This is a genomic window from Nocardioides seonyuensis (assembly GCF_004683965.1).
In the GTDB taxonomy this organism is placed as follows: Bacteria; Actinomycetota; Actinomycetes; order Propionibacteriales; family Nocardioidaceae; genus Nocardioides; species Nocardioides seonyuensis.
The window spans coordinates 3,865,452-3,880,131 of record NZ_CP038436.1 but is presented as its reverse complement, the minus strand read 5'-3'; the positions used below and the strand labels follow the sequence as shown (position 1 = coordinate 3,880,131).

10 protein-coding genes and 2 pseudogenes are annotated in these 14,680 nt (G+C 67.2%); 8 read left to right on the top strand and 4 right to left on the bottom strand.

Going from position 1 to position 14,680, the window contains the following annotated elements; translation table 11 throughout:
• Nucleotides 1–237 precede the first annotated feature (237 nt).
• Nucleotides 238–3,759, top strand: a complete 3,522-nt coding sequence (mobF, locus tag EXE58_RS18840) for a MobF family relaxase (protein WP_244242320.1) — start codon at nt 238–240, stop codon at nt 3,757–3,759.
• A gap of 103 nt (nt 3,760–3,862) precedes the next feature.
• Entirely contained in the window at nt 3,863–4,219 is a 357-nt protein-coding gene (locus EXE58_RS18835; RefSeq protein ID WP_135269264.1) for a hypothetical protein, read from the top strand.
• A 131-nt stretch (nt 4,220–4,350) separates the two neighbouring features.
• On the opposite strand, the gene EXE58_RS18830 is transcribed toward EXE58_RS18835, so the two are convergent.
• Both EXE58_RS18830 and EXE58_RS18825 read right to left on the bottom strand, forming a co-directional pair.
• Nucleotides 4,351–5,748 (bottom strand): PepSY-associated TM helix domain-containing protein, encoded by a 1,398-nt coding sequence (locus tag EXE58_RS18830; protein WP_135269263.1) that lies wholly within the window; start codon nt 5,746–5,748, stop codon nt 4,351–4,353.
• Nucleotides 5,749–5,844: 96 nt separating this feature from the next.
• Nucleotides 5,845–6,480, bottom strand: a complete 636-nt coding sequence (locus tag EXE58_RS18825) for a hypothetical protein (RefSeq protein WP_135269262.1) — start codon at nt 6,478–6,480, stop codon at nt 5,845–5,847.
• Nucleotides 6,481–6,601: 121 nt separating this feature from the next.
• Here EXE58_RS18825 and EXE58_RS20530 point away from each other — a divergent pair.
• From EXE58_RS20530 to EXE58_RS18810, 3 genes and pseudogenes are all read left to right on the top strand, one after another.
• Nucleotides 6,602–6,709 (top strand): annotated as a pseudogene (locus EXE58_RS20530) (AAA family ATPase); the annotation flags it as partial.
• Nucleotides 6,672–7,037 carry an AAA family ATPase gene (locus EXE58_RS20525; protein ID WP_135269260.1) on the top strand — a complete coding sequence of 122 codons (366 nt, stop codon included), beginning with the start codon at nt 6,672–6,674 and terminating at the stop codon, nt 7,035–7,037. The pseudogene EXE58_RS20530 and the gene EXE58_RS20525, both read left to right, overlap by 38 nt.
• An 802-nt stretch (nt 7,038–7,839) precedes the next feature.
• Nucleotides 7,840–8,766, top strand: a complete 927-nt coding sequence (locus EXE58_RS18810) for a VldE C-terminal domain-containing protein (protein WP_135269259.1) — start codon at nt 7,840–7,842, stop codon at nt 8,764–8,766.
• 431 nt (nt 8,767–9,197) lie between these two features.
• Here the strand turns inward: EXE58_RS18810 and EXE58_RS20420 are convergent.
• A pseudogene (locus EXE58_RS20420) lies at nt 9,198–9,449 on the bottom strand (cadmium resistance transporter); the annotation flags it as partial.
• Between the two features lie 155 nt (nt 9,450–9,604).
• Here EXE58_RS20420 and EXE58_RS18800 point away from each other — a divergent pair.
• Complete coding sequence (locus EXE58_RS18800; RefSeq protein ID WP_135269258.1) at nt 9,605–10,024, top strand: flagellar basal body-associated FliL family protein; 420 nt, start codon at nt 9,605–9,607, stop codon at nt 10,022–10,024.
• A 479-nt stretch (nt 10,025–10,503) separates the two neighbouring features.
• On the opposite strand, the gene lnt is transcribed toward EXE58_RS18800, so the two are convergent.
• Entirely contained in the window at nt 10,504–12,039 is a 1,536-nt protein-coding gene (lnt, locus tag EXE58_RS18795; protein WP_167289013.1) for an apolipoprotein N-acyltransferase, read from the bottom strand.
• A gap of 187 nt (nt 12,040–12,226) precedes the next feature.
• On the opposite strand from lnt, the gene resB reads away from it, so the two are divergent.
• Together resB and ccsA are read left to right on the top strand one after the other, a co-directional pair.
• Nucleotides 12,227–13,705, top strand: a complete 1,479-nt coding sequence (gene resB / locus EXE58_RS18790; RefSeq protein ID WP_135269256.1) for a cytochrome c biogenesis protein ResB — start codon at nt 12,227–12,229, stop codon at nt 13,703–13,705.
• Complete coding sequence (gene ccsA, locus EXE58_RS18785; protein WP_135269255.1) at nt 13,702–14,616, top strand: cytochrome c biogenesis protein CcsA; 915 nt, start codon at nt 13,702–13,704, stop codon at nt 14,614–14,616. Before resB ends, ccsA begins: the two co-directional genes overlap by 4 nt.
• The last annotated feature ends 64 nt before the right edge of the window (nt 14,617–14,680 follow it).

The following is a 14,680-nucleotide window of genomic DNA, read 5'->3' as shown; positions in this document are numbered from 1 at the left end:
CAGCCACCGTCCGCCCTCTATTACGACACCACTCCGACACATCCGCAATGCCCTTCTCTAGACCACTCCGCACACTTCGTCACTCGACTTCACTCACCTCAGGTACGAAACCCCTGCCACGGCCGCCCTGCCCAGCCGTCTCCTGCACCATCCGTCCTCGTCATCACACGCATTGCAGATCGAGGACCGCTCTGTGGATAACCCGGCACACCTGAGGCGTGTGGAACGGAAGCGGTCGTGACTGTCTCGCTGCGTCGCATGTCAGCGGGCAACGGCTACCGGTATCTGCTGCGAAGCGTTGTGGTCGGTGACGGCAACCGCGCCCTGTCGACTCCGCTCACCCGCTACTACACCGAGGCCGGCACCCCACCGGGGCGCTGGATGGGGTCAGGCGTACGACGTCTCGGCAGCGGTCAGCTGGCTCCTGGCATGGAGGTGGCCGAGGCGCAGCTCGCCCTGCTGATCGGCATGGGCAGGGATCCGCTGACGGGGGAGCAGTTAGGCCGCGCCTACGCGAGGTACCGGCCTGTTGCCGAGCGCATCCAGGAGCGTGTCGACGCGCTCGATCCCGAGATGACCCTGGCGGACTGCGCCGCCGAGACCAGCCGGATCGAAGCCGAGGAGACTGCCGCTGGTGCCCGAAATGCGGTCGCGGGGTTCGACCTGACCTTCAGCGTCCCGAAGTCGGTCTCGGTGTTGTGGGGGCTGGCTGATGCCCCGACACAGGAGCGAATCGTCGAAGCGCATCATGCTGCCGTGGCGGACATACTCGAGTTCTTCGAGCGGGAGGTGGCTGCCACCCGAGCGGGCGTTTCGGGGGGTGACGGGGCTGTCGCCCAGGTTGAGGTTGCCGGGGTGGCTGCGGTGGCGTACGACCACTACGACTCCCGGGCCGGTGATCCGCAGCTCCACACGCATCTGGTCGTCTCCAACAAAGTCCAGGCATGGCTCGATGGCCGTTGGCGCAGCCTGGATGGTCGCCCCGTCTTCGCGTCTGTGACGGCGCTGTCGGCTCACTACAACGCGCTTCTCGCCGACAGGTTGTCGCGTGAGCTCGGCGTGGAGTGGGAGCTGCGCGAGCGCGGGTCCGACCGCAACGCGCAGTGGGAGATCGCCGGCATTGGTGAGGATCTCGTCCGGGAGTTCTCGTCACGCAGTCGAGAGATCGACCTCGAGAAGGATCGACTCATCGACGAGTACGTCGCTGCGCACGGCCGTATGCCCTCGGAGAAGAAGATCGTCGAACTGCGGGCTACCGCCACCCTCGCGACACGACCGCCGAAAGAGATCCGGTCGCTGGCCGAACTCACGGCGGAGTGGCGTCAGCGTGCAAGCGACCGACTGGGGTGTGATGCCACGGCCATGGCGACGGGTTTGCTGGGAGAGCTGTCCGCCGAACCGCTGGTCGCCGACGAAGTGCCACTCCCGGCCATACATGCCCTCGGCGCGGACGTGGTCGCGAAGGTCAGTCTCAAGCGTTCGACCTGGACCCACTGGAACGTGATGGCCGAGGCATCGAAGCAGACGATGGACCTGCGCTTCGCGAGTACGACGGATCGCGAGGCCGTGGTCGCGATGATCGTCGACGCCGCCCAGCAGCAGTCGATCGCCCTCACCCCGCCCGAACTCGCGCCAAGCCCCGCTGCCTTCCGCAGGCCGGATGGCACCAGCGTCTTCCGGCCACGACACTCGGTGAAGTACTCCTCGGTCGGCGTGCTTGATGCGGAGACGCGGCTGCTCGATCGGTCCGAGGTATTGGGCGCGCCTACTGTGGGACGCGCAATCGTGGATCGCGTTGCCAAACACGAGACCCTTAGTGTCGAGCAAGTCGCTGCCCTCGAAGCGATCGCCGCCTCGGGCCGGCAACTGGATCTGCTGGTCGGACCTGCGGGGGCCGGCAAGACCACTGCGATGCGAGCACTGCGCCACGCCTGGCTGGCTCAACACGGGCAAGGGAGCGTGGTCGGGCTGGCGCCTTCCGCCGCGGCTGCCCAGGCGTTGGCGGGCGACCTGGGAATCGCCTGCGACAACACGGCTAAGTGGCTTCATGAGTTCGACCGCGGAGCCGCGGCATTCCGCTCCGGCCAGCTCGTGATCGTCGATGAGGCCACATTGGCTGGCACCACGACGCTGGATCAGATCAGCGCGATCGCATCGGCAGCTGGAGCCAAGGTCCTGTTGGTCGGAGATCCGAATCAGCTGCAGTCGGTCGATGCCGGCGGAGCGTTCGGTCTGCTTGTCGACCGCCGTTCCGACGCCGCGCAACTCACCTTGATCCACCGCTTCCGGCACGACTGGGAGAAGGCAGCCACCCTGGACCTACGCAGCGGCAACGCCGAGGTCATCTCCACCTACGCCCGCCATGACCGGCTTCGAGAGGGCGACACCGACCGCATGATCGACTCCGCTTACGAGTCCTGGCGCCTCGACACCCAAGCTGGCTTGGCCAGCGTGCTGTTGACCGAGTCGGCCCACGCTGTACGTGCCCTCAACGAACGGGCTCGAGCCGAACGCCTGGTCCACGACGGTGCGGACGAAGGCTGTGAGATTCATTTGGCCGACGGCGTGCGCGCCTCGGTGGGCGATGTCGTGATCACTCGCCGTAACGACCGAACCCTGCGTGCGATGTCGTCGGGGTGGGTCAAGAACGGTGACCGGTGGCGCATCACCGACATCCGCAAGGACGGCTCCGTGGTACTGCGTCGCGTCGACCCAGGGTGCCAGGGGAGTGCCGTACTCCCGGCCGACTATGTGGCACAACACCTCGACCTCGGGTACGCCGTCACCGCCCACCGCGCCCAGGGCATGACCGTCGACACGTCGCATGTGGTCGTTACACCGTCGACGACGCGCGAGAATCTCTATGTCTCAATGACGCGCGGTCGCGATTCGAACATTGCCTACGTCGCCCTCGACCAACCAGACGACAGCCACACCCCTCCCAAGACCGAGGACATCAGCGCCAGGACCGTCCTGTACGGCGTGCTCCAGCACAGCGGTGCCAGCCTATCGGCACACAAGACGATCGAGGCCCAGCATGAGGAGTACGCATCCATCGCCCAGCTTGCCGCGGAGCTCGAGATGATCGCGGCCGCGGCGCAACACGATCGCTTCGCCGACCTTCTGCGCCGCTCAGGGCTGACTGATGAGCAGCACACCGCCGTTATTGAGTCGACGGCATTCGGCCCGCTGTCGGCGACCCTGCGGCGCGCGGAGGCACACCACCACGACCTCGAACGGCTGATGCCGCGCATTGTGAGTCAGCACCGCCTTGATGACGCCGATGATCTGGCTGCTGTGCTTCGGCATCGCTTGGAGAAGGTTGCTGCCTTGGGGCCACGGGGGAATCGCGCGCGACCCCGGCTCATTGCCGGATTGATCCCAGAGCCGCTCGGACCAATGGCTCCTGAGGATCGGCAAGCGATTGCTGATCGCGCCACGCTCATCGAATCGAGGGCACGCGTTCTCGCAGAGGAAGCGCTGGGCTCGGGCGCAGTGTGGGTTAACGGTCTCGGGAGCACGCCGCGTGAGATCGATGTGCGGGAGCCATGGCTCATGGAAGTCGTCACCGTGGCCGCCTATCGAGACCGTTATCGGATCGTCTCCGACCAGCCGGTCGGTCGGGGAGTGGACGACGATGCCCAGAAGAGCGACCGCGAGCGTGCGTTGCTCGCCCTACGCCGAGCGCGCGCTGCCGTAGCGCAACGCCCGGTGCGACCTTCGGCCGACCTCAGCTCTCCAGCCGTTGCCGGTCCATAGAGCGCCGTTACCCGGCTTCTCCACAGGACCGGGCGCGACATGCCGTCCCGCGTCGTGGGCAGGCGTACGCAGGGAGCCCCATTCCCGCACCGCGGAGGAGATCATGCTTCTTCTGGTCATGCTGCCCGTTGTGTTCGTCGTGGCGCGCGTGTACGACTACCTCCAGTTGAACGCACCCGCCAACGTCTCGATTCCACGTGTGCGTGCGGCGGCTCCGCGCTGGCGAACAGCGGCCGGGCTGACTCTTCTGGCTGCGACCCTTCTCATGGCGATGCACGTAGTCGCGGAGGCAGTCGTGCACGGCGCGCCCGGCTGGATGAACCTGATCGTTCCCATACTCGCGTGGGACTCCATCAGACTCGGACTCTTGGCATGCATCACCGCGGTTCGTCGGGTCGTGCACGTCGTGAGCGCGCGTACGACGACGTTAGGCAACCAGGTGGGGCGACTTGTTCGGTGATTCCACCCTTCAACGCGCGAGCATCCGGTCGGGGAGGGGGAAGGAGACCGGGACGTGGCCCGCAGATGGCGGGCAGGGAACCCCCGGTCCGTCATCTGTCCCGCCATCCTGTGAGCACCCTCGCGGTTCGCCTACTGCGCGCCGAGCCACCTCGTCATGACCGGCAGCCGGCGCACCACCAGCTGGTCGAACACCAGGACGGCGAGCAGCGTCACCCCGAAGAACGGCAGCAGCACGCCGAGCACCACCAGCCCGGCCAGAAGCCATGGCGACCCCGCAACCGGCATCCGTCCGCGGGGCGCATCAAGGCCAGCGCCGCGGCGGCGCCGCCACCACATCAGCGGGCCGGTCACGCACGAGGCGATGATGACTCCGCACATGAGCGCGGAGGCCCAGAACGTCACCAGGCCGAGGGAGCGGCCTTCGTGCAGGCCGATGCCTTGGGCGACCACCTTGGCGAGCAGCGGGTAGTCGTCGTAGCCGTAGGTCGACACGACCTCGCCGCCGAACCGATCCACGTGGACGGTCTGCTCGTCTGAGGGTGCGTCGAAGGCATAGCCGATGGCGGAGAAGACGCCGTCGTCACCGTCGGGCAGCGCGACCGTCATCGGGTGCCGCAGTCCTTCACCGGCCGCGACCTCGATGGCGGTGTCGACGTTCGCGACGGCGCCCTCGTGGCCTTCGTCGTCCGACTGGGGAACCTCCGTCTTCCCGGACCCCCAGGGCACCGCGTGGCTGTGCGGCAGGGACTCATCGAGGGTGGAGGCGGGGTTGGACTCGGCGCCGTGGTCGAGGCTCCACATGGAGGTGCCTTGGTTGGTGGCGAGCTCCTGGACCTGGGCTCCCCAGAACCCGGTCCACGGTAGCCCGGAGACCAGCAGAGTCACCAACCCGACGCCGGCCACGGCCCCGATGCGGGCGTGCCACGACCTCAGGGTTTTCGGTTTGCGCGAACGGGCACGGCGTCCGCGCCAGAACAGGTAGTAGCCGAGCAGAGCGGTGACGAGGGCCCAGCAGGCGCCGAGCTCCATGAGCCGGTCACCCCACACCCCCGACATCAAGTCGGCGTGGAGACGGACGGCGTATCCGCTCAGGGTGGTGTCGGGGTTCAGCGACCCGAGAACGTCGGCGCCCCACGGGTTGACGAAGATCTCGCGGGGTGACCCGTCGGGCATCTCGGCGGTGATGACGGTGGCGCGCTCCTCCGTCCGAGGCTCCGCCAGCGCCAGGAGGGTGGCGTCGGGATAGGCCCGCTCGGCGGCGTCGAGCTGGGCGCTGTAGGGCTGGGTGAAGTCCATCCCGGCTGGCTGGTTCGCGTGGAACAGGTCCGGGTGCAGGAGTGGCTCGAGCTGGAAGCGGAACAGGTAGATGAGGCCGGTGGTGGCGAGCACCAGCAGGACGGGAACGACGACGATGCTGGCGAAGAAGTGCCAGCGCCACACGGCGCGGAACCAGCCGCCGGACCTGGCGCGGGCTTGGGAGCGTGGCGGGGCTGGCTGCGCGGGCGGGCGCGGGTCGAGCTGGGTCATGGGTCTCCTCGGTGGGCCCGGAGGGCCTGGCGGGACGGGACGCGCCGACGGCCGCCGGGGTGCGGGGTACCAGTCGGCGGGTGGCGTGTGGAAGTCTCAGACGGGAAGGAGGTGTGGTGGTCCGCGGCGTACGACGCTTCCAACCTCAATGCGCGGCAGCAGCATGCCGAGCGCACCCGAGGCCGTTGCTCGCACCGGCGCGGGCGAGGCTGGTAGCGGCAGCAGTGGCAGGACCAGAGCGCGCCAGATGAGGCTCGCGAGGGTCCACACGGCTCGGTCGCCGGCCGCGAGCCACACTCCGACCACGACGGCCGCGGCGGTATGGGCGAGCAGCATGCGAGCGTCAGCAGCGAAGACCAGCTCGGACAGTTGAGTCACGACGCTGCTCCCCGCCGTCGTGCTGGCGTGGGCGTGGTGGGCACCCCCCAGCGCTCCACCTGACATGACGTGAGTAGGGCTGCTCGCGCCGCTCTCCTGAGCGGCTGCCAGCGTGAGGGTCGCGTGGGCGACGAACTGGCCGACCACCGTGAGCAGGACGATCCGTGTGCTGGAGGCCGGACGGGCGAGGAACGGTGCGAGTGCCGCCGTCAGGGCAAGGACGAGGAACGCCAGCACCGGAGACGAGGGAGCGGACCCGTCGGCACCGAGGTGTGCAGCGAGAGCCACCACCGTCGCTGCCGTCGCAACAGTCGTTGCGCGCGCCCAGCGCAACCCCGTCGCGGCAGTTCTCATGCGCGAAGTGTCCCACGACGCGATGACGCCACCTCGAACTGGAACATGGGAAGCAGAACCTGGTCTTCGAGCGGCACGGTGAACAAGTTCTCTCGGCCAGGGGGACAAGACGGCTGGTCTGATGGCCGGCCCCGCTGGCGCCGGAAAGACCACCGCGATGCGAGCGCTCCGACTCACTTGGCTGGCCGAGGATGGGCAGGGGAACGTCGTGGGGCTGGCGCCTTCGGCCGCACTGTCCAAGCCCTGGCGGACGACCTCGGAGTCGCTGCGATAACACAGCTAAGTGGCTCCACGAGTTCGGCCACGGAAACGCGGGGTTCCGCGCCAACCAACTCGTGCTCGTCGACGAGGCGACACTGGCCGGGACTACGACGCTCCATCGGATCAGCGGGCTAGCTGCGGCTGCCGGCGCGAAGGTCCTCCTAGTTGGGACCCGAGCCAGTGCAGTCGGTCGACGCTGGCGGAGCCTTCGGGCTCCTGGGTGGACCAAACGCCCAGACGCCGCGCAACTCCCAGCAATTCATCGCACCCGCAACGAGTGGGAGAAGGCAGCCTAAATGGATCTGCGAAGCGGCAATGTGGACGTGATCTCCACCTACGCCCGTGAGCATCGGATCCGGGAGGGCGATACCTACCACAGGCTCGACGACGTCTACGAGGCGTGGTGTGTCGACACTCAGGGTGGCCTAGCCAGCGTTCTCGTGACCGAGCCGGCACACGCTGTACGTGCTCAACGAACGGACGCGAGCCGAGCGACTGGTCCTCGAAGGGGCGGACGGCGCCAACGAGATCCAACTGGCTAACGGAGCACGCGCCTCTGTCAGCGATGTTGTGGTGACCCGCCGCAGCGACCGAAGCCTGCGGGCACTGTCGTCTGGGTGGGTCAAGAACGTGACCGGTGGCGAATCACTGACGTCCGTATGGACAGCTCCGTGGTCGTCCGTCGCGTCGCGCCACGTCGCCGGGGGAGTGCCGTACTCCCCGCCGGCTAGCTCCCGAAGACGCCGCTACGTCATTGTGGTTGCAAGATGTTCTGCAAAATGCCGGACGCGTCGGGTTCGACGAGGTGCCATTGGCCCGGTTGCCTGGCTCGACGTCCTGGCGGGCTGTCTGCTCGCCGACCCCAACGCGCTTGAAGAGCCACGAAGCGCGAGGAGTGGAGATAGACCCTGCTGCTGAAGATCCCCGAAGTCATGGAGCGGCTCACTCATCAAGCATTGATGACGGGTTCCTCGGTGCAGATTGAGACAGGCTGGGGTTGCTGTGCTTCACTCGGTGATCGTGCCCGCGCTCCGGACTGCCGGTTCCCCTGGAAGCGGCAGCACCTCCCCCGTCAGCACACAGCAAAGGATCAGCGCCGTGGCTCAGCATCGCCACAAGCGGGAAACCCCTGCCGGCAGTTTCTCTCGGGCCGCCCTGGTGGCCGCCCCTGTCGCCATCGTCGCCACCTTGTCAGCCGTCACTATGGGCGTGCTCAACGCCGAACCCGGCACGTCCGACCAGGATCTTCTGGCGTCCTCGGTCGGCTCCACGATCTCACGCACGCTCCCGAGCCACACGGCCCTCGTGCACCGGCGGGACCTCACCGTGTCACGGTCGCAGACGCGATCTACCGCTGGTACCAGAGCCCGCTCGCGACGTGGGGTCGGGAACGCACAAGGCCGCAACAGGACCGGGCTGATGGATGCTCGCGCCACTCTGAGCGCCGTACGAGGCGCCGACTCGAAGCTCTGGACCACCGCGGATCTGAACCTCTGGAACGGCCCTGGTCAGGATGCCGCCAAGGTCGGCCTCGTTGAGGAGCGAAAGCACGTTCTTGTCACCGGACGCCGCGAGGCTGACCGCGCGGAAATCGTCATCGGCGGTACTTCCCGCTGGGTCACGGCCGCCTACCTCAGTGCTGAGAAGCCGGCCCCGCCGGAGACAGGTCCGTCCCTCGGGGGGGTGTGCGCCAACGGCACTGCGATAGACGCCGGGCGACCTTCGCTCTATGACATCTTCGATGCCGTGTGTTCGAACTGGCCAGAGATCACGTCCTACGGGACATGGCGTAGCGACGGTGAGCACGGGCAGGGTCGCGCCATGGACATCATGGTGAGCGGCGCGACAGGCTGGGAGGTCGCCAACTTCCTCCGGGCCAACTATGGCGAACTTGGCATCGAGTACCTGATCCACGCCCGCAAGATCTGGTCCGTGGAACGCGCGGGCGAGGGTTGGCGGAGTATGGCCGACCGTGGCTCCGTCACAGCCAATCACCTGGACCACGTACACGTCACCGTGTACTGAATCTGCGGTTGTCACGTCCACTCGAGCTTGCCCTACTGCGAGGCGATTCACTGACGTCGCCCATCCACCGCGCAAGAACCGCCACCGAACCACACGAAGAGCTGAACACCGTCGAACGGGGCGTTGAGTTCATTGCCGCCTGCGGCGGCTAGCACGAATCCCCGCAGTCAGGATCCCTACGAAAGCCATGACGTAGGCCACGCGCGCCCCGCCACCGTCCCATGCGGACGGCGGGAGTCGTCGTGCTCATCACAGGGACGGTAACCACCGCGCTCGCTGCGCCTGCGGCGGGCAGTCGTGTGATCACTGTTCCGTCGGGTGCGATCGCACCGGAGATGCCGTTCATCGAGGAGACGACGACGGTGCGTCCGGGTTCTATGGCGCGGGCCCGCGTGATCATTCACTGCTGCTTCTGCTGTCCGGTCCCGAGGACCGAACGCGCCGCCTTCGATCGGGATGACGAGGCCAATCAGGATGAGGACGAGCGGGAACAAGATGTGTTCCCAGCGCTCCAGAACCTCTGCGATCGGTTTGCGGGTCGCCACGATCTTGGCGGCAAGGACGAAGACGACGACCTGGCCCAGGAACACGACGCAATAGGCCACGAGCGCGCCCGTTCCGACCGCGAGGAACACCGGCACGTGACCCCGATGTTGTCGACCGTTGGCGAAGGTGACCACGGCAAAGGCGCTAATCGCACCCGCGGTCGACGACGTCGGCCCGGATGTGCTCGATTCGAAGAGGCTGCCTTCGAAGTCCTCAAGAACAGTGTGCCCGGGCCGATCGGTCTGATCAACAGCGATGACTCGCCGGGACCCTCTGACCAGGAAGCACCACTATGACCAAGTCTGCGACGCCCGACGACGAGCCGAGGAAGGGCAAGAAGAAGATCCTCGCGATCGTCGCCCTCCTCGCCGTCGCTGCCGCAGCGTACTTTCTCGTCCTCCAGCCGAAGGCTGAAGGGGATCCTGAGCCAGTCGCGGGCGAGGTCGTCACTCTCGAGCCGATCCAGCTGAACCTCGCAGCCGGAAGCTATCTGCGGATCGCAATCGCGCTGCAACTCACAGTTGAGGCTGAGGAAGCGGACGGCAGCAGAGCTCTCGACGCCACAATAGAGATGTTCTCAGGCCGAACCGTCGCAGAGCTCTCTGACCTCAACCAGCGGAAGAAGCTGAAGGAGGAGCTCGCCGCTGAGATTGAGGAGCTCTACCACGGTGAGGTTATGGATCTCTACGTTACGGAGTTCGTCACGCAGTAGTCGCTGGAACTCCTCGAGAAGACTCCGCGACTCCAGGCACGGCAGTCCGGAATGTGTACCAACCCAACCCAGGAGACCAGCAACAAGCCGCGCTCGGCGGAAGTATCCCCGTCCTCTAACGGGCAGGCACGGGAGTTGATTGGCCGGGAGTAGCCTGCTGGGCCAACCGCAACGGGTAGGGCGTCACTGGGGACTGACCGTTGCCCTCGACGATGGGCGCACCGCCTGCGCAGAGTCGATCGAGGCGTTCGAGCTGGCTCCGTCACAGCCAATCACCTGGACCACGTACACGTCACCGTGTACTGGGAGAACCCGATCAGCATGGGGGTTCGGAGAAGTCCCAACAGCGCACGCGGGCGGCCGTCGCGATGAGGAGGCCACTTTTCCTCGGGCGCTGCGGCGGACTTTGCCTTTCCTCCAGGCGCGAACCGGCACGGAACCACACGAAGAGCCGAACACGGTCGAACGGCGCGTTGAGTTCATTGCCCTCTGCGGCGGCTAGCACGAATCCCCGCAGTCAGGATCCCCACGAAAGCCATGACGTAGACCATGCGCGCCGGCCACGAGCCCATGCGCACGGCGGGAGTGGTCTCCGTCATCAACGGCACCGTGACCATCTTGCTGGCTGCGCGTACGCCAGGTAATCGCGTGATGACACTTCCGTCGGATGCGATTGCACCGGAGATGCCGTTCATCGAGGAGACAACGATGGGGCGCCCGAGCTCGATGGCGCGCGCACGGGTGATCATCCACTGCTGCTCCTGCTGTCCCGTCCCGAGGAACATGGCGTTGCTTGTCTGGACGACGGCCAACTGGGCGCCTTGGGCGACCTGTTCTCGGAGGACGTCGTCGTATGCCACATCGAAGCAGAGGGCGTTGGCGAGCACGAGTCCGCCCGCCCTCAGGGGTGAACTGGGAGGACCGGGCAACATGTCGCGATGAATGTCCGACACGCGTGAGGAGACCCGGCTCGCAAGGGACCTCAAGGGGACGTACTCGCCGAACGGCACGAGGTGTTGCTTGGTGTAGCGACCCTGGTCGCCGTCGGCCGTCCACACGATGCCCTGGTTGAGTGCCGTCGAGGGAGAAACGCCGTCCACCACCGACCCGGCCAGCACCGGGGCCTGGGATGCCTCCGCTGCGGCGAGGAGCGCCTCTCGAGCCGTGGAGTCGGCGGCGGGATCCACGGCGGTGGCGTTCTCCGGCCACACGGCCAGGTCGGGAGGCGGCTCTTCGGGGCCGAGGAGCTGGGCCAGTCGACGCGTCTCGTCGAGCAGGGTGCGGGTGACCTGGCGGTGGTGGGAGACGACGTCTGTGCCGGTGCCAGGCACTTCGCCCTGGACTACGGCAACCCTCGCTGTGGGACTTCGCCGGGAAGACTCGGTGTCTGCGTGCCCCGTCTGGAGGACTGTCGTGGACGCGAGGAGCAGACCAGAGGCGACCGTGCATGAGACCAGCATGGGGCGCGTGAGAACCAGCGCCGGGCGTCTTTCGCGCATTGCCTCGACCGTTGCCGCGAGGATGGCACCGACCAGTGCCACGAGCGCACTCGTCCCAGCAACACCCACCAGGGCAAGCGAGGCGGCCCATGGGGTCTCTACAGCGGTGTAGCCGACGCGGCCCCAGGGCAGGCCGCCCCAGGGAACTGCGGACCGCGCCCCCTCGACGGAAGTCCAGAGGGCGGCCGCCCAAATGGGCCAGTACGGCAGACGGCGCACGAGCACCACTCCGGCACCGAGCAGTGCGAGCCAGCCCGCTTGCAGGGCCACTATCGCCGCCCAAGCTGCAGGGGCGATCGCCTGCGCCAGCCACCACAGGGTGGGGCCGAAGAACGCCAGGCCGAACACGAACCCGGTCAGGGACCCGGCGCGAACGCCCCAGTGACCCACAGCCAGGAAGAAGGCAACCAGGCCGAGGGGTGCGAGCCACGGCGCAGACAAGGGCGGGAATGCCGCAGCGAGGGCGAGCCCACCGACAATGGCCGCAGCCGCCCGCTCGCCTCCAGTGATGACCACTCGACCTCCTGAACAGAGCATCTACTATCCGAGATAGTATGTGGTGGTGGAGTCTCGAGGAGCGCACCGGACCGGTGGCACGGATGTCGCGGAGGGGAACCGTCCCGCGCCCGTCCGCGGGACAGACCCTGGCGGGCCTTCGGAGCTGGTGGCCTGGAGCCGCTGGGCTTGGCGCCGGCTGACGGCTATGCGCACGGCGGTGGTGCTGCTCATCCTGCTTGCTCTCACGTCGGTGCCCGGGTCGTTGCTGCCTCAGCGAGGCGTTGCCAGCGATCCCTCGGCCGTGCCCAACTTCTACCGTGAGCACCCAGAGCTTGCGCCGTGGCTGGATCGGTTGTCGCTCTTCGATGTCTACAGCGCACCGTGGTTCGCTGCGGTCTATGTGCTCCTTCTAGTCTCCATGACCGGATGCGTCGTGCCCCGGTGTGCTCGGCTGTGGCATGAGGTCCGCTCGGTGCCGCCGGCCGCACCGCGACGTCTGTCCAAGGAGGCCGGATATCGGAGCGGGCACGTGCGTGACGTGGACGTTGCCCTGGACACTGCGGTGACCCACCTCCGCCGTCGTCGCTTCCGGGTGCTGCGCGACGGCGACGAGGTCCGGGCCGAGAAGGGCCAGGTCCGTGAGCTCGGCAACTTGGCCTTCCACCTCTCTCTGCTCGTGCTCCTCATCGGCGTAGCAGGCGGTCGATTGTTCGGCTACGAGGGGCGGGTCGCGCTCGTCGAGGACACTACGTTCGCCAACGTGGCCTCCTCGTACGACGCAATGACTCCCGCACCGTGGGCCGACGTTGCAGGCCTCGAGCCGCTGGACCTGACGCTCGAGGACTTCGTCGCCGAGTTCGAGAACAGCGGGCCACGGTTCGGAGAGCCGCGCGCATTCGAGGCGACGGTGTCCTACCGCAGCGCTGAGGAGGGTGACGGCACCTTCGCTGTTCGGCCGAACCGGCCGCTGGACATCAACGGCACGAAGTTCTTCTTGACCGGCCACGGCTATGCGCCGCAGCTGACCGTGCGCGACGGCAACGGTGACGTAGCGGCGTCGGGGCCGACCATCTTTCTGCCCATGGATCAGGCCTTCACCTCCGATGGAGTGGTGAAGGCGCCGGACGCCCGACCAACGTCCTTGGCCTTCCAGGGTCTCTTCCTTCCCACGGCGGTGAACGGCCCAGAGGGGATGAGCGTGTCGGCCTATCCCGACTTGGCCAACCCGATCGTCCAGCTCACCGCCTACTTCGGGGACCTCGGTCTGGACAAGGGCAGCCCGCAATCGGTCTTCACCCTCGACTTCACCGACCTGGAAAGGGTGGAGCGCGGGAACGGGGAGCCGTGGCGGGTGTCGCTCGCTCTGGGCCAGACCGTTCAGCTGCCAGACGGGCTGGGGTCGGTGACATTTGGCGGTGTCTCCCGGTTCGCCAACTTCCAGGTCGCCCGCGACCCGGGCAAGGAGATCTCACTTGTAGCGGCGATCCTCCTGCTCACGGGTCTCACCGCCTCGCTCGCCGTACGTCGCAGACGGATCTGGGTGCGGCGGGCAAGCGACGGGACCATCGAGGTGGCCGGGCGCTCGTTGTCGCGGCGCCCATTGCCACCCGGCGAGTTGACGGATGTGGCCGCGGCCGTCGGTCTGCCGCCGACAGACGCCGGCGGCCTAGAGGAGGATCGATGATGAAACAGCTCGACCTGGGGAGCGTCTCCGACGGTCTCGTCACGTCGGCCCTGGCCGTGTTTGCCTTGGCGCTCGCCCTGTATGCCGTCTCAGCGGCGGTCTCGCGCCCGGCCGTGTCGCGGGCCACCCTGCTCACAGTCCCGGCCGGTGGCCCGCCGCCGGGTCGTGACAGCTCCACGAGTACAGGCTCGCGCATATCGGGCCGCGCCCGGGGCATCGGCCAGGTGGGCACCGCTTTCACGGTGCTCGGCACGGTGCTGGTGTGCTTGGCGGTGGTGGCCCGGGGGTTTGCCGCGGGGCGGGCTCCGTGGGGCAACATGTACGAGTTCGGCCTGACCGGCTCGGCAGCGGTCGCGGTCGTATTCCTCGCCTACCTGCGTGGTCGGCCTGTGGGTGGTCTTGCGGCATGGCTGGTGGCCGTGGTGCTGGTGCTGCTGGGCGTGTCGGTTACCTCTCTCTACACGCCCGTGGACGACCTGGTGCCAGTGCTGAATTCACGCTGGCTGGTCGTGCACGTGGCCGCGGCGATCGTGGCGGGAGCGCTCTTCACCCTAGGGGCGATCGCGACGCTTGCCCACCTGATACGGCGCGGGCGGGGCGGCGATGACGACCCGTTCGCTTCCTTGGCGCACACCGTCCACCTGGTTGCCTTCCCGATCTGGACCTTCGCCGTGATCGCCGGTGCGGTCTGGGCCGAAAACGCCTGGGGACGCTACTGGGGCTGGGATCCCAAGGAGACTTGGGCCTTCATCACCTGGGTTCTCTACGCCGCCCATCTCCACGCGCTGTCGACGAGCGGTTGGCGCCGCGGGGCATCGCTGCTCGCCGTGTCTGGCTTTCTGGCCTTCCTGTTCAACTTCTTCGGGGTCAACCTGTGGATCCCGGGCCTCCACTCATACGCAGGAGTGTGACTTCATGGATGTTTCTGGACCCGGCCTCTCGACGGTCATCATCGGACTCGTCTCGTTGGTTGCT

Bases quoted from the DNA above. Each gene is read 5' to 3' on its own strand.
- EXE58_RS18835 (WP_135269264.1), top strand. From the start codon at position 3,863: ATGCTTCTTCTGGTCATGCTGCCCGTTGTGTTCGTCGTGGCGCGCGTG.
- EXE58_RS18830 (WP_135269263.1), bottom strand. From the start codon at position 5,748: ATGACCCAGCTCGACCCGCGCCCGCCCGCGCAGCCAGCCCCGCCACGC.
- EXE58_RS18825 (WP_135269262.1), bottom strand. From the start codon at position 6,480: ATGAGAACTGCCGCGACGGGGTTGCGCTGGGCGCGCGCAACGACTGTT.
- EXE58_RS20525 (WP_135269260.1), top strand. From the start codon at position 6,672: ATGGGCAGGGGAACGTCGTGGGGCTGGCGCCTTCGGCCGCACTGTCCA.
- EXE58_RS18800 (WP_135269258.1), top strand. From the start codon at position 9,605: ATGACCAAGTCTGCGACGCCCGACGACGAGCCGAGGAAGGGCAAGAAG.
- resB (WP_135269256.1), top strand. From the start codon at position 12,227: ATGCGCACGGCGGTGGTGCTGCTCATCCTGCTTGCTCTCACGTCGGTG.
- ccsA (WP_135269255.1), top strand. From the start codon at position 13,702: ATGATGAAACAGCTCGACCTGGGGAGCGTCTCCGACGGTCTCGTCACG.